Here is a 23117-nt window from a genome sequence, read left to right as displayed (position 1 = left end):
TTCAGAGCGGCGCTTGCAAAACGCCTTTGACCAAATGCAGTTGCCGATCGCAGCGGCCTGCCAAGACCTGGTCGTGCGTGACCACCACAAAGGCGGTGCCGCGCTCGCGGGCCAATTGCAGCATCAGCGCAAACACACCGTCGGCGGTTTCGCGGTCCAGGTTGCCGGTGGGCTCGTCGGCCAGCACACAGGCCGGGTCATTGACCAAAGCGCGGGCCAGCGCCACACGCTGGCGCTCGCCGCCCGACAACTCTGAAGGCCGGTGGTGCAGCCGCTCACCCAGTCCCACGCGCTGCAGCCACCCGGTGGCCACCGCCGCAGCTTGCGCGCGGTCCTGCCTGCGAATCCACAGTGGCATGGCCACGTTGTCCAAAGCGCTGAATTCGGGCAACAAATGGTGGAACTGGTAAACGAAACCCAAGTAACGGTTGCGCCACTGGCCCTGCTCGGCCGCACTCAGGGCCGAAAGCAACTGGCCTTTGAGTTGGACTGAACCTTGGGTCGGTGCATCAAGGCCGCCCAGCAAGTGCAGCAAGGTGCTTTTGCCCGAGCCGGATGCGCCCACGATGGCCAAGGTCTCCCCCGCCTGCACGGCCAGGTCCACGCCTTGCAACACCGTCACATCCAAGCGCCCTTCGGTGAAGCGCTTGGTCAGACCTTGGGCCTGCAGCACCACGGGTGATGTCTTGTCATTCATAGCGCAACGCCTCCGCCGGGTTGACCTGGCTGGCACGCCAGCTGGGGTAGAGCGTGGCCACAAAGGCCAGCACCAGGGAGATGATGGCCACGGGCAGAATGTCGCTGGCCAGCGGCTCGCTGGGCATGCGGCTGATCAAGTAAATGTCGCGCGGCAAAAAGCTGGCGTTGAACAAGGTCTCGAGCGCCGGCACGATCACGTCGATGTTGAAGGCCACCAGCAGGCCCAGCGCCAAGCCACTCAGGGTGCCGATCACGCCCACAGTGGCGCCTTGCACCACAAAAATGCCCATGATGCTGCGTGGACTGGCCCCCAAAGTGCGCAAGATGGCGATGTCGGCGCGTTTGTCGGTCACGGTCATCACCAGTGTGCTGACCAAATTGAATGCCGCCACCGCCACGATGAGGGTGAGGATGATGAACATCATGCGTTTCTCGACCTGCACAGCGGCGAACCATGTTTTGTTTTGCTGCGTCCAGTCGCGCACAAAAAAACCGGGCCCCAAGTCCATTTGCAGGTCCCGTGCGACCTCACGGGCCATGTGCAAATCGCGCAATTTGAGGCGCACGCCGCTTGGGCCCTCCAGCCTGAACATGCGGGCCGCGTCCGCCACATGCATCAGCGCCAGCGCAGAGTCGTATTCGTAGTGACCCGAAGAAAACGTGCCCACCACACCCATCTGTTTCATGCGGGGCACCACACCGGCCGGCGTGACTTGGCCAGACGGCGACACCAGGGTCACCGGGTCCCCAGATTGCACACCCAGGTTGTTTGCCAAATCCCGGCCCAGCACCAAACTGAACTGCCCCGGCTGCAGACGCTGCAAGACACCGGCTTGCGTGTCGTTCGACAAATCACTGACCTCAGGCTCCAGCCCTGGATCGATGCCGCGCACCAGCACCCCCTTCATGTCCTCACCCCGCGCCAACAAGGCCTGCGCGGTGATGAAAGGGGCTGCGCCCAGCACCTGCGGGTTGGCCTTGAGACGGGCCAGCAAGGCGGGCAAATCGACCACGGCAGCGCCATCGGCGGCATAGACCTCAATGTGCGAGACCACACCCAGCATGCGGTCACGCACTTCTTTTTGAAAGCCGTTCATCACGCTCAGCACGATGATGAGGGCTGCCACGCCCAGGCCAATGCCCATCATGGACACCCCCGAAATGAAGGAAATGAAGCCGTTTCGCCGGGTGGCGCGGCCGGCACGCGTGTAGCGCCAACCCAACACCAACTCGTAGGGGATGTTTTTAAAAAAAGACATAGGCCGCTATTGTGACCAATCGTTGGCCAGGCCTTGCAGTGGGCAAGGCCAAGCCCTGATTCTCAGCGGCTGGCCTTGTCCAGCGCCTGGTCGATGTCCCACAAGATGTCGTCCAGGTTCTCCAGGCCCACCGAGATGCGCACCATGTCGGGTGGCACGCCCGCAGCCAGCTGCTGGGCTTCGTCGAGCTGGCGGTGGGTGGTGCTGGCCGGGTGGCTGATCAGGGTGCGGGTGTCGCCGATGTTGACCAAGTGGCTCATGAACTGGGCCGACTCGATGAAGGTCACGCCTTGCGCCAAACCGCCTTTCACGCCAAACGACAGCAGGCCTGACGCGCCGCGCATCTGGCGCTGCATCAGGGTGTGCTGCGGGTGATCACTCAGGCCGGGGTAGTTGACCCAGGCCACACGCGGGTCGGCCTGCAAAAATTTGGCCACGCCCAAAGCGTTGTCGCAGTGCTTGGCCATGCGCAGGGGCAGTGTTTCGACACCTTGCAGGATTTGCCAAGCGCTCATGGGGCTGAGCGATGCGCCAAACACGCGCAGGCTTTCCATCCGGCAACGCATGGAAAAGCCAAAGTCGCCAAAGGTCTCGTAAAACTTCACACCGTGGTAGCCCTTGGACGGTTCGGTCATGCCCGGGAACTTGCCGTTGTCCCAAGGGAATTTGCCGCCCTCCACCACCACACCACCCAAGGTGGTGCCGTGGCCCGCCAAATATTTGGTGGCCGAATGCACCACGATGTCGGCGCCCAGTGCCAGCGGGTTGCACAGCAGCGGGCTGGGCACGGTGTTGTCGATGATGAGCGGCACGCCATGCGCGTGGGCCACCTCGGCCACAGCGGCGATGTCCAGCACCACCATGCTGGGGTTGCCCAAACTCTCGGCATACACCGCCCGGGTGTTGGGCCGCATGGCGGCGGCAAAGGCCTCGGGTTTTGTCGCGTCCACAAAGGTGGTCTCGATGCCGAACTTGGCCAGACTCACGGCCAGCAGCGTGACCGAGCCGCCGTACAAAGCCCCGGCCGCGACCACATGGTCACCCGCTTGCAAAATGGTCATCAGCGCCATGGTTTCAGCCGCCATCCCCGAAGCACTGGCCACGGCTGCGCGCCCGCCTTCGAGTGCGGCCACACGCTCTTCGAGCACCGCCACCGTGGGGTTGCTCAGGCGCGAGTAAACATTGCCAAAGGTCTGCAGGTTAAAAAGCGATGCCGCGTGCTCGGCGCTGTCAAACACAAAGCTGCTGGTTTGGTAGATGGGCAGGGCGCGGGCGCCGGTGGCCGCATCGGGAATTTGCCCGGCATGGATGGCCAGGGTCTCGGGGTGAAATTGGCGGTCGGTCATGGTGTTCGGTTTAAATATTTGGCTTGAATCGGGAGGAGCCCACCCCCGTGGGCGATGGCGGGCCTCACACCAACCGCCGCGCAGAAATGATGCCGGTGTTGACGCCCACCCAGTTCAGGCCGCCAAACAACCGGGCGTGTTCGATCTTCACGCAGCGGTTGTGCACCGAATCCAAACCCGCCTGCCGGGCCAGGGCGTCGGCGTCTATGTTGGTCACGCCAAGTTGCTGCCAAAGACACTGGACGCCAATCTGCACCGCTTGCTCGGCAATCGGCAACACGTCTTCGCTGCGGCGAAACACATCGACCATGTCCAACTTGAACGGGATGTCGCTCAAGCTGGCGTAACAGGTCTCGCCCAAGATCTCCTGGCCTGCATAGCGCGGGTTGACCGGCACGATCTTGAAACCGTGCGACTGCATGTACTTGGCCGCAAAAAAGCTGGGCCGGTGCCATTCGGCGGACAGGCCCACCACGGCGATGGTGTGGCAGGTTTTGAGGATGCGCCGCAGCGCGTGCAAATCGTTGTGCATCAAAGTCCTTCTTTCTGTTCAATACTGCGCCAAGCCGCTGCGCTTCATCTGGTGTGAAGCCCAGGTGGCGCACAGTGACAACACGCCGCACACGGCCATCACCCCCAGGTAATGCCCGCTCCAGTCAAATGCCGCCCCGGCCATGACCGGACCTAACAAATTGCCCAAGGCTGCACCGCTGTAGAGCGTACCCACCACGCTGGCCACCGATTTGCCGCCAAAGTAATCCATGCAAATGGCGGGCAGCAGCGACACGATGCTGCCGTAACTCAGGCCAAACCACAGGGCAAACAAGGCCAGCAGCGCATGGCCACCGGCCAAAGCCCACAGCACATAAGCTGCCCCCATGGACAGCTGCATCAGCACCAGAGTTTGCGCCCGGCCCAGCCGGTCAGCCACCAAGCCAATCGCAAAGCGCCCGACCAGGCTGCCCACGCCGATCAAGCCCACCAGGCCCACCGCCAACGCTTCGCTCAGGCCCAAATCGCGGGCCGAAGCCGACACGTGCGCGAACGGGATGAACATCACCGGTGAGGCCAGCACCGTGGCCAGGTAAAGCCAACGAAACGTGGGGCTGCGCAAGGTCTCGCGCAAACTCAGGCCCGTGGCAGAGCCGCCTGCGCCGCTGGAGGGTGCCGCAGGGGCGCGGCGCAACAAGCCCGCCGCCAGCAAGCCCAGCACCAACACCCCCAAGGCCAGCAGCTGCATGGCCTCGCGCCAAGGCATGCGGCCAATCGCCAGGGCCACCCCCACCGGCACCAGCAAGGTGCCTGCGCCCACGCCCGAGCTGGCAATGCCCCCGGCCAAGCCGCGCCGGGTGGTGAACCAAGGCTGCACGCTGGCAATCGACGGGGTGTAGACCAGGGCAATGCCCAAGCCCACCAGCAAGCCGTAACTCAGGTACACCGCCAACAAGGACGTGGCCCAGCTGGTGGCCAGCAAGCCCAGCGCCATCGAGGCCATGCCCACCGAGCACACGATGCGCGGCCCGAAGCGGTCGGCCAACATGCCGCCGCCCGCGCCCAGCACGAAATAGACAAAACCCGACAGGCCAAAGATCCAGGACACATCGGCCCGTTGTGCTGCAAATTCGGTCGCAAACGACTCGAAAAATGCCGCAAACGAATACGACACCCCAAAAATCAGTCCCAAGCACACGAAGGTGGCCCACACCACCACCCAGGCGTAGGGGGTTTCTTTCATCTGGCCTCCGATGTTTTTGTATGGGCTGTCATTGTGCCTTTGATGTGCAGCCCTGTGGACGTTGGCATGACCGGCCCATCGACTCCAAAGTCCCCGCCCCTGGCTGGCATGCCCTGCTGAAACGGCGGATTCAAATTCCGACGGCACCTGACTCGGTGTGTTTACCCATAATGGACCATCCAATGTCCAAAAGGCTTGTCCCATGAACGCCAGCGAACGTGATCAGTTGCAGCAATTTTTGAGCGCTTTGCGCCAGACCCGTGCCGACCCGAAAGACGCCACGGCAGATGAGCTGATCCGCGAAGCCGTTCGTGCGCAAGCCGATGCGCCTTATTTGCTGGTCCAGCGGGCCATGGCCTTGGGCTTGGCGCTGGATGCAGCGCACAGCCGCATGGCGCAATTGGAGGCGCAATGCGCCCAGCAGATGGATCAGCTGGCCCAACTGCAAAAAAGCCAGACAAGGCCTGCGTCTGCACCGGCCACCCATGGGTCTTGGATCACGAACCCCCAAGCCTGGGGCCGTGGGGCAGAAACACCCGCACAGCACAGCACTGCCAAGTTGGCCAGCAGTTCGCCGTCGGCTGCGCACCCTGCGGCCATGTTTGCGCCAACTCCAGCCCGCGCCCCCGCAAGCGCATGGGGCGGGGGCATGATGGCCCAAATGGCGACCACCGCAGCGGGCGTGGTGGCAGGCGGCTTGTTGTTTCAGGGCGTGCAAAACCTCATGGGGCACGCCAAACCCTCGCCCGAGTCGAACGCCGCATCCCCTTCGAGCAGCACCTCAGAGGAAGCCTTGCCCGGTCTGGTATCGCCTCAGGCCTCGGCAGACAATGCGGATGACTTGTCTTGGGACGCAGGCGAGGACTGGGCTTGACGCCCACCCTTGGCGGACTGCGCATCCACCTTTCACCAACGAAAGCCCCCGATGGACCCCAATCGCCCCCCACACACCTCCAAAAGCCTCGAAGACGTGGTGCTCAAATTCATCGAGAAAAACAACCGGGCGATATGGGCCGTGATTGCAGCCATCGCCTTGGCGGTGATTTTCGGCATGAACACCGCCTGAAACCCGCCCCTGCGAGCCGTTCAAGGTCATGGGGTGGCCTGCGACAATCACGCCCTATGCACCTGATCATTCCCTTCGCAGCCAGCCACGCCCTCACCGGCCCTGAAGTTTGGGTCGGTTTGCAGCTGCCCCAATTGCAGGCCCTGCTGCGCCGACTCAAGCGCCAACACGTGTTGCAAGAGACAGCGGCCACCGCCCTGCACCTGCCCCACGAACGTCTGCAAGCCCAGGCCCTGGGCTGGTCCCTTGAGGCGGCCACCCTGCCCTGGGCTGCCTGGCACCAGGCGCAACAAGGTGGGCACAGCCCAGCCCCCCAGGCCTGGATGACGCCCTGTCATTGGCAAGTCGGCATGGACCAAGTGGTGATGGCCGACCCGGCGCATTTGCGGCTCACGGACGACGAGTCGCAGCAATTGCTGCAAGCCATGCAACCGTTTTTGCAAGAAGACGGTTTACAAGTCACTTGGCACAGCGCCTTGCGCTGGCATGCCCAGGGGGACCTGTTGGCCAACCTGCCCACCGCCTCGCTCGACCGGGTGATCGGTCACAACGTGCAAGACTGGATGCCCCAGCACCCTGCTGCACGACCGCTGCAACGCCTGCAAAGCGAGATGCAAATGTTGCTCTACAACCATCCGGTGAACGATGCGCGTGACGCCCGCAGGCAGCACACCGTCAACGCCTTTTGGCTGCACGGCGCGGGCATGCTGCCCGCTGACATACCGGCTGCGGGGCCAACCGTGACGGTGTCCAACGCCCTGCGGGCCAGCGCTTTGCATGGCGACCTGCCAACCTGGCGGCAAGCCTGGCAGCAGCTCGATGCCACGGCCGTGGCAGCCTTGTTGGAACACGTCCTCAGCACCGGCCAAGGCCAACTCAGCCTGTGCAGCGAGCACACGGCCCACACCTACAGCGCCGTACCTGGTGCTTGGCACCAAAGCATCACCCGCCTGTTCAAACAACCGTCCCCCGCAGCGGCTCTTCAAGCCCTCATCACCATCTGATCGCGCCATGAATTTGCTCACCCGAGATGTGCCTCCCCGCAGTGCCTGGGCACTGGAACAAGCGGGTATCCACCCCCTGCTGGCGCGCTTGTATGCCGCCCGTGGCGTGCAGTCGAAAGACGAGCTGGACGACGCCTTGAACCTCTTGCTCCCCCCAGCGGGCATGTTGGGCACGCACGAAGCGGCCCAACTGCTGGCCGACGCCATGGCGCACAACAAGCGCCTGTGCATCGTGGCCGATTACGACTGCGACGGGGCAACCGCCTGCGCCGTGGGCGTGCGCGGTCTGCGCATGCTGGGCGCTCAAAATGTGCGTTATCTCGTGCCCGACCGCGTGGTCGACGGCTATGGCCTGACCCCGCCGATTGCCGAGCGCGTGCACCAACAAGGGGCCGATGTGTTGATCACCGTGGACAACGGCATCGCCAGCGTGGCGGGCGTGCAAGCGGCGCAAGCCTTGGGCCTGCAGGTGTTGGTGACCGACCACCACCTGCCCGGCAGCGAACTGCCCAGCGCCGAGGTCATCGTCAACCCCAACCAGCCCGGCTGCAGCTTCACCAGCAAATCCATTGCGGGTGTGGGCGTGATGTTTTACGTGCTGTTGGCCCTGCGGGCCGAGTTGCGCCAGCGGGGGGTGTTTGACGCCAGCCACCAGCCGCGCCTCGACGCCTTGTTGCCCCTGGTGGCGCTGGGCACCGTGGCCGATGTGGTCAAGCTCGACGCCAACAACCGACGCTTGGTGGCGCAAGGCCTGCGCCGCGTGCGGGCCGGAGCTTTGCCGCCGGGCATGGCCGCGCTCATGCGTGTGGCCAGCCGAGAAACCGCCAAAGCCACGACTTTTGACTTTGGCTTTGCCTTGGGGCCACGCATCAACGCCGCAGGCCGCTTGGCCGACATGACGCTGGGCATCGAATGCCTGCTGACCGACGACGCAGGCCGTGCCGACGAGCTGGCCCGGCAGCTGGACGCGATCAACCGCGAACGCCGCGTGATCGAGGGTGACATGCGCGAGATGGCCATGGAGATGGCCGAGTCCTTGTTTGACGAGGGCGATGAGCCGCCGCCCGCCATTTGTGTGTTTGACCCGGATTTTCATGAAGGCGTGGTGGGCATCGTGGCCTCGCGCATCAAGGACAAACTGCACCGCCCCACCTTTGTGTTTGCGGCCAGCAGCGCGCCGGGCAAAGAGCACGAACTCAAGGGCTCGGGCCGCTCGATTGCAGGCTTTCATTTGCGCGACGCGCTCGACTTGGTGGCCAAACGCGCCCCGGGCGTGCTGCTGCGCTTTGGTGGCCACGCCATGGCGGCGGGCTGCACGGTTGCCGAAGAACACCTCGATGTGTTTGAAGAAACGCTCAACCAAGTGGCCATGGAATGGCTGGACGCCGCCACGCTGCAGCGCCGCTTGGAGACCGATGGACCCCTGCCCGCCGAGTACCGCCGGGTGGACCTGGTGGAGATGCTGCACCACGAAGTCTGGGGCCAAGGCTTTGCGCCACCCGTGTTTTGCGAAGAAATCGAAGTGGTGTCGCAGCGGCTGGTGGGCGAAAAACACCTGTCCCTGAAGATGAAGCACCAGGGTCAGCCGGTCGACGGCATCTGGTTTGGCCGCACCGAGCCTTTGCCTGCACGCGTGAAGCTGGCCTACCGCCTCGATGCCGACGAGTGGCAGGGGCAAAAGCGGGTGCGCTTTTTGGTGGAAGGCGCCGAGCTTTGAGCGTCAATGCTTGGTCGCGACCTTGCCTTGCAAGGCGTTGAGCACGGGCGCGGACACCAAACCCGACACGTCGCCGCCGAGCTTGGCGATTTCACGCACCAAGGTGCTGCTGATGTGCTGCACAGGGGCGCTGGTGTGCAAAAACACGGTGTCCAATTCCGGGGCCAAATGACGGTTCATGCCCGACATTTGCGTTTCGTAGTCGTAATCGGTCACCGATCGCAGGCCGCGCACGATGACCTGGGCGTTTTGCGCCCTGACAAATTCCACAATCAATCCGTCAAATGGCAAGGCCTTCACATTAGGGCAGTCGGCCAGCGCAGCCTGGGCCAGCGCCAGCCGCTCGTCCAAAGTGAACAGGGTGTTTTTGTGGTGCGCCCGGGCCACCGCAATGATGACCTGGTCAAACATGTTCGCAGCGCGGCGGATGGCGTCCTCATGCCCCAGCGTCAACGGGTCAAAGGTGCCGGAGTACACGGCGGTCACAGCAGTGTGGGCAGAGCGGCTCATGGCGTGTTTCCTTCAGTGGCGGTTGAGGCAGGCACAAGGCCGGGGCTGAGCCGTTGCAACAAATGCGCATGCACCGCACCCGCTTTGAGGTGGCGCTCGCACTGCAGGCCCAAAGCCGCCAGTGCATCGGCTGGCCATGTCACAGGCGCTTCCAAGTAAATCCAGCCGCCCACGGGCACGGCACGGGCGGCAGCTTTGAGGGCCGGCTCAAACCAGGGGCCGTCAAAGGGTGGGTCGATGAAGACCAGGTCCACACTGGCCGCAGGCAATCGGCCCAAAGTGCTCACCGCATCGCCACGCTGCACACTGACCATGCTGGCTTTGAGGCGCGTGACATTGTCTTGCAAATCACGCACCAGCACAGCGTCTTGCTCGACCATCAGCACATGCGCCGCACCGCGCGATGCGGCCTCCAGGCCCAGCACGCCCGTGCCCGCAAACGCGTCCACACAGCGCCAGCCGCTCAGGTCCTGGCCCAGCCAGTTGAAGAGGGTTTCGCGCACCCGGTCGGGCGTGGGCCGCAAGCCTGGTTTGTCCAGCACCTTCAGCCGCGTGCGCCGCCACTGGCCACCGATGATCCGAATTTCGTGGGAGGATGGGCCTTTTGGCACCGGATTTTGGGGCTTTTTCGCGGCAGCATGACGGGCAGCGCCGGTCAGCGGTGGGCGTTTGGATGGGGCTGAGGACATAACTTGCAAGTGTAAAGGCCCAAACCTGCCCAGTGCTTGACCATCAAGGTTGTCCACCCACCACCACCGTGACCATGCGCTCAGGCTGCAGGACACGGGCCATGGCGCGTTGCACATCCTCTGCGGTCACGCGCTCGATCTGGCGCGTCCAATTGCTCAGATAGTCCAGCGGCAAACGGTTCCAGGCGATGTTGGCCACGTTGTCCAGCAGCTTGCGGTTGCTGTCGATGCGCAGCGCAAACCCACCCACCAGGTTGGATTTGGCCGCTGTCAGCTCGGCTTCGGTTGGGCCCTGGCGCACAAAGCCTTGAACCACCTCTTGGGCCACAGCCACAGCTTGCTTGGCCTGGTCAGGGCGGGTCTGCAGGCCCACGGTGAAGGCGCCGGCGTGCAGGCCCGGGGCAAACGCGCTGTAGACGCTGTAGCTCAGGCCACGTTTTTCACGCACCTGCTCGGTCAGGCGCGAGACAAATCCACCGCCACCCAAGATGTGGTTGCCCACCAACAGGGCAAAAAAGTCGGGGTCGGTGCGTTTGTAGCCAGGCTGGCCCATCAGCACATGGGCCTGGGCCGAATCAAAGGGCAGGTTCAGGCTTTGGGCGGCGGCCAGTGGTGCCACTTCGGGCACAGGCGGCAAGCTGGGGCAGCCTGACTCGCGGGGCCATTGGGCCAGCAGGCTTTGCACCAAGGCGTCGGCCTGGGCCCGAGTCAAAGCCCCCACCACACTGACTGTGGCGCGGCAAGCCCGCAGGGCCTGGGTGTGCAGGTTTTTCAGGTCTTGTGCGGTGATGCGCGACAAACTCTCGGGTGTGACTCGATAACCATAGGGGTGCGTGCCATACACAGCCTCGGCAAAGCGATGCTGCACCACGGTGCCGGGCTTGGTCAGCGATTCGCGGAGGGATGCGCTGATGCGTTCACGGTCACGCAACCACATGGCTTCGGGGAAAGCCGGGTGCGCCATTTGCCGAGCCGCCAGGGCCACGGCTTTGGCCAGCAGATCGGGGTAGCTCAGGCTGCGCAGGCCAAAGCTCATGCGGTCACCGCCCGCACTGGCACCAAAGCTGGCACCCAAGTCGGCCCAGGCTTCACCGATCTGGTTTTCGTCCATGGCCTTGGGGTAAGGGCCTTGGACCTGCCCTTGCACGTGCGGTTCGGCGCTCGTGCCGTTGGCCATTTGTCCGGCCATGACCGAGGCCAGGCCCGCCTGCGCCGCCGGGTCCCGGCGGCTGCCCGCGTCGATGTCGATCTGCACATCGACCATGGGGATGGCATGGCTTTCAACCAAATAGACCCGCGCACCGCTGGGCTGGGTCCAGTGCTGGATGGGCAAAGAAGCGTGCGCCGAGCTGACTGCGGCCCAACAGGCCAGCGCCAAGGCCAGTCGCTGCCAAGCCAGGACGTTGAAGGAAGGGATCAGGGACATGGGGTGTGGGACTTTCATGGCAAGGCGCTTGAAGGGCACCGCGATCAATGGCGGGCACCGGGCAGGGCCGAGCGCGCACGGGACTGGCCCGACAAAGGCTGGGGACGCAAGGTGGCCACGGTCAGGCTGTCGTCACCAAAATACTTTTGTGCCACGGCCTGCACCTGGGCGGGTGTGACCTGCCGCAGCCGGGCGATCAGCTGGGCCCCGTAGTCTGGCGGCAAGCCCAGCGTCCAGGCCACGCCCAGTTCGCGGGCCTGGTTAAATACCGAATCAAGTTTGTAGATTTCGCTGGCCACCCATTGGGTTTTGACGCGCTGCAACTCGGCCTCGTTCACACCTTCGGTGGCCACCCGCTGCACCTGCGCGCGCAAGGCCGCCTCCAAGGCTTCTGGTGTCTGGCCTTTGGCGGGTACGCCTTCCAGGTAGAAGAATTGCGGTCCACGGCCCATCAGTCCGTTGTAAGCCCCCACGCTGTCGGCCAAACGGTTTTCGCCTTGGGTCAGGGTGCGGTCCAGACGCGCGCCGCTGTAACCGTCGAGCACAGCGGCCAGCACCGTCAGGGCCAGCGCATCGTCGTGCTCGGGCGAGGCCGCGAGGCTCGCCAAGCGCGGCACCTTGAAGGCCAAGGCCACATACGACTGCTCGGCCGGGGCTTTGAATTCGAAGCGGCGCAAACCTTGCTGCGCGGGCTCTTCTCGTGGCTTGCGCTCGGGCACGGCGCGGGCGGGGATCACGCCATAGTATTTTTCAGCCAAGGCCTTGACTTGCAACGGGTCCACATCGCCCGCCACCACCACCACCGCGTTGGCCGGGGTGTACCACTTGCGGTAAAAATCTCGGGCATCCTGGGCCGTCATGGCCTCCAGATCGCTCATCCAGCCGACGATGGGTCGGCGGTAAGGAGAGGCCATCAAAGCGGTGGCCGAGAGCATTTCGTGCAACTGGGCGCGGGGGTTGTCCTCGGTGCGCAGTCGTCGCTCCTCTTTCACCACCTCCAGCTCTTTGGCAAATTCGGCATCGGGCCACTGGTTGTTGGCAAAACGGTCCGACTCCAGACGCATCACCGCTTCGAGCTGACCAGATGGAATTTGCTGGTAGTAACCGGTGTAGTCCTTGGCTGTGAAGGCGTTTTCACGCCCGCCTAAAGCGGCCACACGCCTGGAGAACTCGCCCACCGCCAAAGTGGGCGTGCCTTTGAACAGCATGTGCTCCAGCACATGGGCCACGCCACTGGTGCCGTCCACCTCGTCCATGGCGCCCACGCGCAGCCACACCATGTGCACCGCTGTGGGCGCACGACGATCGGACTTGACCCACAAACTCATGCCGTTGGCCAGGGTGAAGGTGTGCACTTGGGCTGGGCTGGCCGCTGAAGCCTGGCCTGCGGGTGGGTCCGTGGCCTGGCCCTGCGGGGCCTGCGCGGTGGCGCTCAAACTGCTGGTGAGCAAGGCGGTGAACAAGTAAAGTCCCAAAAGAAAGTTCGGTTTCATAGAATGCATGATCCTTGAAATCCACGCCATGTTCAGTTTCTTCAAAAAAAAATCCCCCCCCCCAGAGGTTCAATCCCCTTCCACACCTGCAGCTGCGCCTGCTTCGGCCCCTGCAACAGCTGTGGTGGAGTCGGGGGCATCCTCTGCGCCCACACCTGCACCGGCCCCTCGCCAGGGTTGGCTGGACCGCCTGAAGTCGGGTCTGCGCAAAACCGGCGCCAGCATCACCACCGTCTTCACCGGCACGCGCATTGACGATGTGCTCTACGAGGAGCTGGAGACCGCCTTGTTGATGGCCGATACGGGCGTCAAAGCCACAGAGCATTTGCTGCAAGACCTCAAACGCCGCGTGAAAGAAAGCAAAGCGACCGACCCTTCACAAGTCAAGACCCTGTTGGCCGATGCCATCACCGACTTGCTGTCACCCCTGCAAAAGCCCCTGGCCATTGGTGACCACCACCCCACGGTGATCATGGTGGCGGGCGTCAACGGCGCGGGCAAAACCACCTCGATTGGCAAACTGACGAAACATTTGGCCGACGAAGGCCTGAGCGTTTTGTTGGCTGCAGCCGACACGTTCCGCGCAGCGGCCAAGGAGCAGCTGGCGGTTTGGGCCGACCGCAACACGGTGGAAATCGTCAGTCAGCAAGGCGGCGACCCGGCCGCCGTCAGCTTTGACGCGGTCAGTGCTGGTCGCGCCCGCGGACGCGACGTGGTGTTGGTCGATACCGCCGGACGCCTGCCCACCCAACTGCACCTGATGGAAGAGCTGAAAAAAATCAAGCGTGTGGTGCAAAAAGCCGATTCCACTGCCCCGCACGAGGTGTTGCTGGTGATCGATGGCAACACGGGTCAAAACGCTCTGGCCCAGGTCAAAGCCTTTGACGACACCCTGGGCCTCACGGGCTTGATCGTGACCAAGCTCGACGGCACCGCCAAGGGCGGGGTGCTGTGCGCCATTGCCCGCGAAAAGCCGATTCCGGTTTATTTCATCGGTGTGGGCGAAAAGCTGGAGGACTTGGAAACCTTCAACGCCCGTGAGTTTGCCCAAGCCCTGCTGAGCTGACTCCGCCTGGGCTGCGCTGTTGCCAAGCGCACAGACGCATGCACCGTGCACCCACAAAATCAGGGAAACCCCGAAGCTCGACGGCGCCCAAAGCCGTCCTTTAGCACTCCTCACCAGAGAGTGCTAATATTGGGGTATTCTGAAAGGAGTTCTGGTATGAACATTCAAACTGGTTCCCCCGCCACGGCCATCGCGCTGAGCAACCCCTGGGCGGTCGTGCCCTCGCTGGGCCACTTGGACGCCTACATCTCTGCAGTCAACCGCATGCCCATGCTCACCCTTGAGGAAGAGCAAGAGGCCGCACGGCAACTCAAAGCCAACGATGACCTCGAAGCTGCCCGCAAATTGGTGCTCTCGCACCTGCGCTTGGTGGTGTCCGTGTCCCGCCAGTACTTGGGTTACGGGCTGCCTCATGGCGACCTGATCCAAGAGGGCAACGTTGGCTTGATGAAAGCGGTCAAGCGCTTCGACCCGGACCAAGGCGTGCGCTTGGTCAGCTACGCGCTGCACTGGATCAAGGCCGAAATCCACGAATACATTTTGAAAAACTGGCGCATGGTCAAAGTGGCCACCACCAAAGCACAGCGCAAACTGTTCTTCAATCTGCGCTCGATGAAACAAGGCTACAAAGCCGACGCCGACGAAGGCACGCACCGCGATACCCTGTCACCCGAACAGGTGGACGCCATGGCGCAAAGCCTGAACGTCAAGGGCGACGAAGTGCGGGAGATGGAAATGCGCATGTCCGGCGGCGATGTGCTGCTGGACCCGGCCCCAAGCGATGACGGCGAACAGGCCTATGGTCCCATCGCCTATTTGGCCGATGTGAACCACGAACCCACCGCCATGATCGAAGCACACCAGCGGGATGTGATGGCGAGCGATGGCCTGGCCACTGCGCTCAATGCACTGGACGAACGCAGCCGCCGCATCGTGGAGGAGCGTTGGCTCAAGGTCAACGACAACGGTTCCGGCGGCATGACGTTGCACGACTTGGCCGACGAATACGGCGTGAGCGCCGAGCGCATCCGCCAGATCGAAGTGGCGGCCATGAAAAAAATGAAAAAGGCGCTGGTCGAGTTTGCTTGAAGACCGCGCTGGTGGGTTCCCCATCGGCCGGCTTCATCGACTGCGCCGTGCCCTGCACAACCTACAGGCTGCGCTTCACTGGCCGTTGAGTAAGATCTTCACGTCGGCGGCCAAGGCCTCGGCACCGCTGGCGTGTCGGTTGTACAGGCGGATGCGGCCTTTCGGATCAAAAGTGAAACTACCGGCCGAGTGGTCTATGGTGTAACTGGTGGGGGTTTTGCCCTCCACTTTTTTGAAATAAATCTTGAAGTCTTTGGTCACTTTGGGCAGTTGTGCGGCCGTCGGGTGCAGGCCGACAAAGTCAGCGCCAAAGTTGGCCATATAGGCCTTGAGCAATTCGGGCGTGTCGCGCTCTGGATCGACGGTGATGAAGACCCCTTGCAGCTTGTCTGCGTCGGCACCTAATAGCTGTTGGGCTTGGGCCATTTCCTGCAAAGCGGTAGGGCACACATCAGGGCATTGGGTATAGCCAAAAAACACCACCACCGCCTTGCCCGCAAAATCCTTGAGCGTGCGCACTTGACCATTTTGGTCGCTCAATTCAAAGCCCTGGGCGTAATCGGCGCCCGTGATGTCCACCCCCCGAAAAGCGGGTTTGTCTTGACCGCAGCCGACCACCCCCCCAAGGGCTGTGACCACGCCGAGCGCCAAAGCAGCCCTTGTAAAAACTCTGCGCGACATGATGAGACCTTAAAAAATATAGTGATCCAACAGCAAAGCGGCAAACAAAGCACTCAGATGAATCAATGAAAAACGGAATGTTTTGCGGGCCAAATCGTCAGAGTAGGCACGGTACAAAGCCACCGCGTAGCCGATAAAACCAATGCTGAGCACCACGGCCACCACCAAGTACAGCCATGAACTCATGCCGTACACAAAGGGCATGAGGCACGAGGCCATGAGCACAATGGTGTAGAGCAAAATTTGCAAGCGCGTGAATTCATTGCCATGCGTCACGGGCAACATGGGCAGGCCCGACTTGCGGTAATCCTCGACGCGGTAAAGCGCCAGCGCCCAAAAGTGCGGCGGCGTCCACAGGAAAATGATCAAAAACAGAATCAAGGCCTCTGGCCCAACTTGTCCGGTCATGGCCGCCCAGCCCAGCACCGGGGGCATGGCCCCGCTGGCGCCGCCGATCACGATATTTTGAGGCGTCAGCGGCTTCAAGATCACGGTGTAAATGATGGCGTAACCCACAAAGGTGGCAAAAGTCAGCCACATGGTGAGGGGGTTGACCAAGGCATACAGCACCGCCGAACCCACAGCACAGAGCACCGCTGAGAACAAAAGCGCTTGCCGATCGCTCAGTTCGCCTTTGGCCGTGGGCCGCCACGCCGTGCGCTTCATTTTGGAATCAATGGTTTTTTCAACCAAGCAGTTGAAGGCCGCTGCGGCCCCGGCCACCAACCAGATGCCTGTACAAGCCCACAGACCCAGCATCAACTCGGCCCGAGTGGGTATGCCTGGCACCGCCAAAACCATGCCAATCAAGGCACAAAAAACAATCAACTGCACCACACGCGGCTTGGTCAATGCGTAGTACTGTTGCCAGGCATTCAGGGGCAAACGGGCGGTGGCGACGGTCATGCGGCAAGCTTTTCAGATAGGGGGTAAGGCTCTGAATTATCAGCCCGGCTGACACTCAAAGCCCAGGTCAGGGTCAAGGCCATGGCAGCGGCGCCACCCGTGTGCATCACAGCCGCCAACAAAGGCCAGCCCAGCACCACATTGCTCAGGCCCGTGGCGAACTGCAAAGCACACAGGCCCAGCAACCAACGGCCTGCCACGGCCAAGCCGGGCTGCTGGCGCAAACGCCAACCCAGCCACAGCAACAGCGCCAAGACCAGCCAGGCGGCTGAGCGGTGCACAAAATGGATGGACACCAGCGATGCAAAAGGCAGCAACTCGCCGTCGGGCGTGTGGCCCAACTCACGCCAGACACTGAAGCCTTGCCAATTCATCTCGGGCACCCACTGGCCGTGGCAGGTGGGAAAGTCGGGGCAAGCCAACACCGCGTAATTGGTGCTGACCCAGCCACCCAAGGCGATTTGCAAACACAGCATCCCAAAGCCCGCCCACAAGCCGAGTCGCAACACCGACTGCAAGGGCCGCGAGCCTGCACCGTCATAGCGCACAGCTTGTGCCATCAACAAGACCAACAAACCAATGCCGCCCATCAGGTGCAAGGTGACAATGGCCGGAAACAGTTTCATGGTCACCGTGAGGGCCCCAAAAGCGCCTTGCATGCAGACCCACACCAGCGTCAAGGTGGGCAACCAAGGGCTGACCTCCCGGCTCTGTCGACGCAGCCACCAGGTCAGTGCGGCCAGGGTCACAATCAAGACGCCCACCCCAGTGGCCAGGTAGCGGTGAATCATTTCGATCCAGGCTTTGCTCTTGGTCACGGGCCCCGTGGGCATGACGGTCTCAGCGGCCTTGATTTCGGCTTTGGCACCGATGGGGGTGGCGCTGCCGTAGCAACCTGGCCAGTCGGGACATCCCAACCCGGAATCGGTCAGCCGCGTGAAGGCCCCAAACAGCACCAGGTCGAAGGTCAGAAACAAGGTGATCAAGGTCAGGGCCTTGAGTCGGCCCGAAGGCGAAGCCCTGCGCTGCTGCCAAAGCCACCAGCCCAAGGGCACGGCCGCCACGGCCAGGCCCACGGCCATGAGCTCCAAAATCGGCTCGAGGTTGTACAGGTCCACTTCGGTCATGGCTCAGCGCCCCGCCTGGTCCCAAGACGAAGAGGCCTTGAGCAAGCGCTCCAAGTCGCGTTTGGCCTTGGAGGCACCGGACACATCCATGTTGGCCGGGAAACGCATCATGAAGTTGCCCATGGGATCGATCACATACAAATGGTCCTGCAACTGCTGCCCTGGGGCAGGGCTGATCCAGCTTTGTACCGTGGCTGCATCAAGACGCAGCACGTGCGCCATGTTCAAAGCGGGTAAGAGGCCGGGCGCAACAGGCTCATCATCATTGACGAACCAGACTCGGTCGAGTCGATCCTTTTCCCGCCCCAGAATTTCACGCAACTGCCGTTGGAAATACAAGTTTTGCTGGCAACGCTCTTCGCAACTGCCCGAGGACACGGTCACGAGCAACCACTGCCCTTTGAGGCTGGCCAGTGTGATCGAATCGCCCTGCAGGTTTTTGGCGCTGACTTGGGGCATGTCTTTTTGCGGCTGGATGAGCTCGCCATACACACGACGGCCTTCGGGGCGAATGACGTAATAAGTGAAATAAGAGGCAATGACCGGTGAGGCGCATACCAACATCATGGCGATCATTTTCCAGCGCCCCATCCGGGTGCGCTGGGCATCGGCCTGCACCACAGTCGCCGGGCTGGGCATGTCGTGCACCGTCATGGCCAGGGGGCTGTCAGGCAGGTCGTTTTTGGCGGCGGGGTTGGACAATTTGGAACCAGACATAAAGTAAAGCGATCAGGCCACTCAGGCCAAACCATTGAAAAGCGTATCCATGGTGCTTTTCAACACCACTGGCCACCACGGGCCATTCGCGCAGCAAGCCCTCAGAGGCCGCACCAGACTGCAACAAAGTGACTTCAAGCACATTCAAGCCCGTGGCTTGACGGTACGCAGTCAAGTCGAGATTTTGCCGTATCGGGCCCGTCTCGGCGCCGCCGAAGTCATAGAGCCTTGAAGGCCATGGGGCCAAATGCCCCTGCACCTCCACTTGGCCTTCGGGTGTGAGCAGCGCAGGCAAAGCCGTTCGGTCCGTGAACGAACGCTGTGCCCATCCACGCTGCACCAGCACCACCGCACCAGTACCTTCCAACTGCAAAGGGGTCAGGGCAAAAAAGCCGGGCTTGCCGTTCATCTGTCGGTTGTCCAAAAACACCGTGTGTGTAGGCAACCACTGCCCTTTGAGCGTCATGCGCCTGTGGATCAAGACTTGGCGTTGCAGTGCATCTCTCTCGGCTGAACCCAAGCTGCGACCATCCAGCACAACTTGTTCACTTAGCTGTTGCTTGGCATTTTGCAAGTCCGTTTTTTCAGCGGCACGGCCCAGTTGCCAAAGCCCCAGAGAAAAAGTGATGGCTACGCCCATAGCGGCCATGCCGAGGACCAGCCATCTTTGCCATACTGGGGCTTTGTCAGTCATAAGATAATGAGATCATGAAAATACTGGTTGTCATCGCCTTTATAGGCATCGTGCTGAGTTTGGGCTCAGCTTTGGTTTACATGATGCGCGGCAACACGCCACCTGTTGAGGGTCAATCCCCCAAAAAAGGCAGCATGGCCACCGCCCTCGCCTTTCGGGTTGGGTTTTCGATTGTCCTCTTCCTTTGTGTTCTTGTTTCTTGGAAGATGGGCTGGATCCAGCCCACCGGTATTCCACCTGGCGCTTGAGGTTTGAAAACCACTGGAAGGCCATTGACTTCCTGTTGAAATCAGTCTCCTTTGAATCCCCAATCGCACAACAAAAAAGCGCCGAAAGGCGCTTTTTTTTGGGGCCGCGGCCAGATTACATCCAGTAAACCAAGATGTACAAACCGAGCCACACCACGTCCACAAAGTGCCAGTACCAGGCCGCACCTTCGAAACCGAAGTGACGGTCTTTGGTGAAGTGGCCTTTTTGCAAGCGCAAGGTGATGAACAAGAGCATCAGCATGCCCACGAAAACGTGGAAGCCATGGAAGCCGGTGAGCATGTAAAAAGTTGAACCGTAAATGCCGGAAGACAGTTTCAGGTTCAAGTCGCCCCAAGCGTGGGCATATTCGTAGCCTTGAACAAACAAGAAAATGATGCCCAACAAAACTGTCATCCACATGAACTTGATGGTTTTGCTCCGGTCACCCGCTTGGATGGCATGGTGTGCCACGGTCAAAGTCACACCCGAAGTCAACAACAAGGCGGTGTTGATGGTGGGCAACCAGAAGGGGCCCATGGTTTGGAAGGGTTCGATGATGCCCGCGGGCGAGGTGGTGGCACCGGCCACCAAACTCGGCCAAGCCGCTTTGAAGTCTGGCCAAAGCAGGGCATTTTCAAGACTGCCCAGTGCTGGCACCGAATGGGAGCGAGCCCACCAAAGTGCCGTGAAGAACGCACCGAAAAACATGACTTCGGAGAAGATGAACCAAGTCATGCTCCAGCGGTATGACAGGTCAATTTTGCGACCGTACATGCCCGTTTCACTTTCGTGCACGGCTTCAGAGAACCACTGGTACAAGACGATCAACCACCAGGCCATACCAAAGAACAGGCAATACATGCCCCATTCGGCGCCGTTGATCCACTGGCCTGCGCCCAAGATGACGAAGAACAAGCCAATCGCCGACATGACCGGGTGGCGAGACTCGTGCGGAACAAAGTAATAAGGCGTGGTGCCGTGTGCTGCTGAACTCATAGGAACTCCTGCTCTCTCTTCTATCGAAATCAAATTTGGGGCTTAAAGGCCAGTGGGTTGGACAACCACCCAATTGACCAGGGCAATCAGCCCCAGAACAAACAACAATGCGGCAACAATGGCCACACCGATGATGTGGAACGGATTGAGTTTCTCAATGTCTTGCTGGTACTCGGAATTCTTGCGAAGTCCGACAAACGACCACAACACCGCTTGAATGGTGCGCAGCCAAGAAGTTTGTCGAACGGGGGTCCTCATGAACCCCATCCTGTCTTGGCTGGCAGTGTTTGTACAGCTGCAGCCAAAGGCGCCGTAGGTGCCGCCGGTGTTTTACCACCCACTTCAAAGAAGGTGTAAGACAGGGTGATGGTCGTCACGTCTTTGGACAGCTTGGGGTCGATCACAAAGGCCACTGGCCAAGACTTTTTCTCGCCCGGCTCCAGTGTGTACTGGTTGAAGCAAAAACATTCCAGTTTGTTGAAGTGGTTGGCGGCTTGGCGAGGTGCATAACTTGGAATGGCCTGTGCGGCCATCCGGCGGTTTTGCACGTTTTGAAACTCGTACATCACCGTGCTGAGCTCACCGGGATGAACTTGCATGGACCGTTTTTCGGGTTTGAACTCCCAAGGCCCACGCACATTGGCATCGAACTCCACGGTGATCGTGCGCGTGGTGTCAACCTGACTGTTGCGCAGCACTTCGGCGGCTTTACCCGCCTTGGCGTTGCCAGGAATTTGCGTTTCAGAAATCGACAGGATGTTGATGCCCGTCATCTCGCAAATGGCCTTGTAGATGGGCACCAGCGCATAACCGAAGCAGAACATGCCCGCGGTCACCACCGCCAGCTTGCCCACCATCTTCAGATTTTCACCGCGCAGGTTCATCTTGGGTCTTTCAAGCGTTCAACAACATCAACTTGGCCACAAAACCAATCAGCACAGCACATGCGACCGACGCCAAGATCAGGCCCAATCGCACATTGCTTTTTCTTTGTTCAGGTGTCATGGCCATGATGATCAACCAATCACGCGGGTTGCTGTAGCGTCCAGCTTGGGTGGGTTCTCGAAGGTGTGGAAAGGTGCTGGTGATGGGACTTCCCATTCCAAACCTTCGGCGGCTTCCCAAGGTTTTTGGGGCGCTTTTTCGCCTTTGCCCATCATGGCAGGCAACACAATGAACAAGAAGAAGTAAACCTGAGCAAAACCGAAGAAGAAGGCTCCCACGGAGGCGATCATGTTGAAGTCAGTGAACTGCATCGGGTAGTCGGCGTATCGACGGGGCATGCCGGCCAGACCCAAGAAGTGCATCGGGAAGAAAGTGACGTTGAAGGAAATCAACGACCACCAGAAGTGGAGCTTGCCGCGACCTTCGCTGTACATCACACCAGTCCACTTGGGAATCCAGTAGTAAACGCCGGCGAACAATGCAAACAGCGAACCGGCCACCAACACGTAGTGGAAGTGCGCCACCACGTAATAGGTGTCTTGCAACTGGATGTCGATCGGGGCCATGGCCAGAATCAAACCCGTGAAGCCACCCATGGTGAACACAAAGATGAAGCCCACTGCAAACAGCATGGGGGTTTCAAAAGTCATGGAGCCGCGCCACATGGTGGCGATCCAGTTGAAGATCTTCACAGCGGTCGGCACGGCGATCAACATGGTCGCGTACATGAAGAACAACTGGCCCGTGACCGGCATGCCGGTGGTGAACATGTGGTGCGCCCACACGATGAACGACAAGATGGCGATGGACGATGTGGCGTACACCATGGAGGCGTAACCGAACAGTTTCTTGCGCGCAAAAGCGGGCACGATCTGGCTGATGATGCCGAAAGCCGGCAAGATCATGATGTACACCTCGGGGTGACCGAAGAACCAGAAGATATGCTGGTACATCACCGGGTCACCACCACCAGCAGGGTTGAAGAAGCTGGTGCCGAAATGGCGATCCGTCAGTGTCATGGTGATGGCGCCAGCCAACACGGGCATCACGGCAATCAGCAAGTAAGCAGTGATCAACCATGTCCAAGCGAACATGGGCATCTTCATCAAGGTCATGCCCGGTGCGCGCATGTTCAAGATGGTCACGATGATGTTGATCGAACCCATGATGGACGAAGCACCCAGGATGTGCATGGCAAAAATACCCGCGTCCATCGATGGACCCATTTGCAGGGTCAGGGGTGCATACAGAGTCCAGCCTGCAGCGGGTGCGCCGCCTGGCATGAAGAAAGAACCCACCAACATGGCGCCAGCAGGAATCATCAGCCAGAAGCTGAAGTTGTTCATGCGGGCAAAGGCCATGTCAGACGCGCCAATTTGCAAAGGCAACATCCAGTTGGCAAAGCCCACAAAGGCCGGCATGATCGCGCCGAACACCATGATGATGCCGTGCATGGTGGTGAACTGGTTGAACAATTCAGGGTTGACAATTTGCAGGCCAGGCTGGAACAACTCGGCGCGGATGCCCAGTGCCAGCACGCCACCAATCATGAGCATGGCGAAACTGAACAGCAGGTACAAAGTACCAATGTCTTTGTGGTTGGTGGCATACACCCAACGACGCCAGCCCGCAGGCGCGTGACCGTGGTCGTCATGGGCGTGATCGTGATGGTCTAGAACGGCACTCATCTTGATTTCCTTTGA

At 61.0% G+C, this 23117-nt stretch carries 26 protein-coding genes; 7 read left to right on the top strand and 19 right to left on the bottom strand.

Features of this window, described 5'->3' with window-relative positions; translation table 11 throughout:
• Position 1: 1 nt before the first annotated feature.
• From lolD to ACHEXK_RS02600, 5 genes are all read right to left on the bottom strand, one after another.
• A complete protein-coding gene (gene lolD, locus ACHEXK_RS02620) occupies positions 2-697 on the bottom strand; it encodes a lipoprotein-releasing ABC transporter ATP-binding protein LolD (protein WP_416547783.1) in 696 nt (231 codons plus the stop codon).
• On the bottom strand, positions 690-1958 hold the full coding sequence (locus ACHEXK_RS02615) for a lipoprotein-releasing ABC transporter permease subunit (RefSeq protein WP_416547781.1): 1269 nt from the start codon (positions 1956-1958) through the stop codon (positions 690-692). Before ACHEXK_RS02615 ends, lolD begins: the two co-directional genes overlap by 8 nt.
• 62 nt (positions 1959-2020) lie before the next feature.
• Positions 2021-3304, bottom strand: coding sequence for an O-acetylhomoserine aminocarboxypropyltransferase/cysteine synthase family protein (locus tag ACHEXK_RS02610; protein ID WP_416547779.1), 1284 nt, complete (start codon positions 3302-3304; stop codon positions 2021-2023).
• 64 nt (positions 3305-3368) lie between these two features.
• Complete coding sequence (locus ACHEXK_RS02605; RefSeq protein WP_416547777.1) at positions 3369-3836, bottom strand: CoA-binding protein; 468 nt, start codon at positions 3834-3836, stop codon at positions 3369-3371.
• Between the two features lie 18 nt (positions 3837-3854).
• Complete coding sequence (locus tag ACHEXK_RS02600) at positions 3855-5039, bottom strand: MFS transporter (protein ID WP_416547775.1); 1185 nt, start codon at positions 5037-5039, stop codon at positions 3855-3857.
• 202 nt (positions 5040-5241) lie between these two features.
• On the opposite strand from ACHEXK_RS02600, the gene ACHEXK_RS02595 reads away from it, so the two are divergent.
• The 4 genes from ACHEXK_RS02595 to recJ are packed head-to-tail and all read left to right on the top strand — an operon-like array spanning position 5242 to position 8826.
• Positions 5242-5913 (top strand): DUF2076 domain-containing protein, encoded by a 672-nt coding sequence (locus tag ACHEXK_RS02595; RefSeq protein WP_416547773.1) that lies wholly within the window; start codon positions 5242-5244, stop codon positions 5911-5913.
• 51 nt (positions 5914-5964) lie between these two features.
• Entirely contained in the window at positions 5965-6105 is a 141-nt protein-coding gene (locus ACHEXK_RS02590; RefSeq protein WP_416547771.1) for a hypothetical protein, read from the top strand.
• 56 nt (positions 6106-6161) lie between these two features.
• Entirely contained in the window at positions 6162-7109 is a 948-nt protein-coding gene (locus ACHEXK_RS02585) for a hypothetical protein (RefSeq protein WP_416547769.1), read from the top strand.
• Between the two features lie 7 nt (positions 7110-7116).
• A complete protein-coding gene (recJ, locus tag ACHEXK_RS02580) occupies positions 7117-8826 on the top strand; it encodes a single-stranded-DNA-specific exonuclease RecJ (RefSeq protein WP_416547767.1) in 1710 nt (569 codons plus the stop codon).
• Between the two features lie 3 nt (positions 8827-8829).
• Here recJ and coaD read toward each other — a convergent pair whose 3' ends face one another.
• Genes coaD through ACHEXK_RS02560 form a run of 4 tightly spaced genes read right to left on the bottom strand, consistent with a single transcriptional unit; the run spans position 8830 to position 12944 of the window.
• On the bottom strand, positions 8830-9336 hold the full coding sequence (gene coaD, locus ACHEXK_RS02575; RefSeq protein ID WP_416547765.1) for a pantetheine-phosphate adenylyltransferase: 507 nt from the start codon (positions 9334-9336) through the stop codon (positions 8830-8832).
• Entirely contained in the window at positions 9333-10025 is a 693-nt protein-coding gene (gene rsmD / locus ACHEXK_RS02570) for a 16S rRNA (guanine(966)-N(2))-methyltransferase RsmD (RefSeq protein WP_416547763.1), read from the bottom strand. The genes coaD and rsmD overlap by 4 nt, the downstream gene beginning before the upstream one ends.
• Before the next feature lie 43 nt (positions 10026-10068).
• Entirely contained in the window at positions 10069-11451 is a 1383-nt protein-coding gene (locus ACHEXK_RS02565; RefSeq protein WP_416547761.1) for a M16 family metallopeptidase, read from the bottom strand.
• A 44-nt stretch (positions 11452-11495) separates the two neighbouring features.
• Positions 11496-12944 (bottom strand): M16 family metallopeptidase, encoded by a 1449-nt coding sequence (locus tag ACHEXK_RS02560; protein WP_416547759.1) that lies wholly within the window; start codon positions 12942-12944, stop codon positions 11496-11498.
• Between the two features lie 28 nt (positions 12945-12972).
• Between ACHEXK_RS02560 and ftsY the strand changes: the two genes are divergently transcribed.
• Positions 12973-14010, top strand: coding sequence for a signal recognition particle-docking protein FtsY (gene ftsY / locus ACHEXK_RS02555; protein ID WP_416548835.1), 1038 nt, complete (start codon positions 12973-12975; stop codon positions 14008-14010).
• 156 nt (positions 14011-14166) lie between these two features.
• Positions 14167-15099, top strand: a complete 933-nt coding sequence (rpoH, locus tag ACHEXK_RS02550; RefSeq protein ID WP_416547757.1) for an RNA polymerase sigma factor RpoH — start codon at positions 14167-14169, stop codon at positions 15097-15099.
• 75 nt (positions 15100-15174) lie between these two features.
• On the opposite strand, the gene ACHEXK_RS02545 is transcribed toward rpoH, so the two are convergent.
• From ACHEXK_RS02545 to ACHEXK_RS02525, 5 genes are read right to left on the bottom strand one after another with little or no spacing between them, the layout of a single operon-like run.
• The gene (locus ACHEXK_RS02545) at positions 15175-15780 is read right to left on the bottom strand and encodes an SCO family protein (protein WP_416547755.1); all 606 of its coding nucleotides are present in this window, start codon (positions 15778-15780) and stop codon (positions 15175-15177) included.
• Positions 15781-15789: 9 nt separating this feature from the next.
• The gene (gene cyoE / locus ACHEXK_RS02540) at positions 15790-16686 is read right to left on the bottom strand and encodes a heme o synthase (protein WP_416547753.1); all 897 of its coding nucleotides are present in this window, start codon (positions 16684-16686) and stop codon (positions 15790-15792) included.
• The gene (locus ACHEXK_RS02535) at positions 16683-17813 is read right to left on the bottom strand and encodes a COX15/CtaA family protein (protein ID WP_416547751.1); all 1131 of its coding nucleotides are present in this window, start codon (positions 17811-17813) and stop codon (positions 16683-16685) included. Before ACHEXK_RS02535 ends, cyoE begins: the two co-directional genes overlap by 4 nt.
• Before the next feature lie 3 nt (positions 17814-17816).
• A complete protein-coding gene (locus tag ACHEXK_RS02530) occupies positions 17817-18530 on the bottom strand; it encodes an SCO family protein (protein WP_416547749.1) in 714 nt (237 codons plus the stop codon).
• The gene (locus ACHEXK_RS02525) at positions 18481-19224 is read right to left on the bottom strand and encodes an SURF1 family protein (RefSeq protein WP_416547747.1); all 744 of its coding nucleotides are present in this window, start codon (positions 19222-19224) and stop codon (positions 18481-18483) included. Before ACHEXK_RS02525 ends, ACHEXK_RS02530 begins: the two co-directional genes overlap by 50 nt.
• Before the next feature lie 14 nt (positions 19225-19238).
• Between ACHEXK_RS02525 and ACHEXK_RS02520 the strand changes: the two genes are divergently transcribed.
• Positions 19239-19472: a twin transmembrane helix small protein gene (locus ACHEXK_RS02520; RefSeq protein WP_416547745.1), complete on the top strand. Its 234-nt coding sequence runs from the start codon at positions 19239-19241 to the stop codon at positions 19470-19472.
• A 115-nt stretch (positions 19473-19587) separates the two neighbouring features.
• On the opposite strand, the gene ACHEXK_RS02515 is transcribed toward ACHEXK_RS02520, so the two are convergent.
• Genes ACHEXK_RS02515 through ctaD form a run of 5 tightly spaced genes read right to left on the bottom strand, consistent with a single transcriptional unit; the run spans position 19588 to position 23102 of the window.
• Entirely contained in the window at positions 19588-20469 is an 882-nt protein-coding gene (locus ACHEXK_RS02515; protein ID WP_416547743.1) for a cytochrome c oxidase subunit 3, read from the bottom strand.
• A gap of 42 nt (positions 20470-20511) precedes the next feature.
• Positions 20512-20727 (bottom strand): DUF2970 domain-containing protein, encoded by a 216-nt coding sequence (locus ACHEXK_RS02510; RefSeq protein ID WP_416547741.1) that lies wholly within the window; start codon positions 20725-20727, stop codon positions 20512-20514.
• Positions 20724-21353 (bottom strand): cytochrome c oxidase assembly protein, encoded by a 630-nt coding sequence (locus ACHEXK_RS02505; RefSeq protein WP_416547739.1) that lies wholly within the window; start codon positions 21351-21353, stop codon positions 20724-20726. The genes ACHEXK_RS02510 and ACHEXK_RS02505 overlap by 4 nt, the downstream gene beginning before the upstream one ends.
• 10 nt (positions 21354-21363) lie before the next feature.
• The gene (locus ACHEXK_RS02500) at positions 21364-21480 is read right to left on the bottom strand and encodes a cytochrome oxidase small assembly protein (RefSeq protein WP_416547737.1); all 117 of its coding nucleotides are present in this window, start codon (positions 21478-21480) and stop codon (positions 21364-21366) included.
• A gap of 5 nt (positions 21481-21485) precedes the next feature.
• Positions 21486-23102: a cytochrome c oxidase subunit I gene (ctaD, locus tag ACHEXK_RS02495; RefSeq protein ID WP_416547736.1), complete on the bottom strand. Its 1617-nt coding sequence runs from the start codon at positions 23100-23102 to the stop codon at positions 21486-21488.
• Between the last annotated feature and the right edge of the window lie 15 nt (positions 23103-23117).

Origin of the sequence: Limnohabitans sp. DCL3, assembly GCF_048019295.1 — a bacterium.
Classification (GTDB): domain Bacteria; phylum Pseudomonadota; class Gammaproteobacteria; order Burkholderiales; family Burkholderiaceae_C; genus Limnohabitans_A.
Note: the sequence above shows the minus strand (reverse complement) of the source record. Positions and strands in the feature narration are given on the sequence as shown.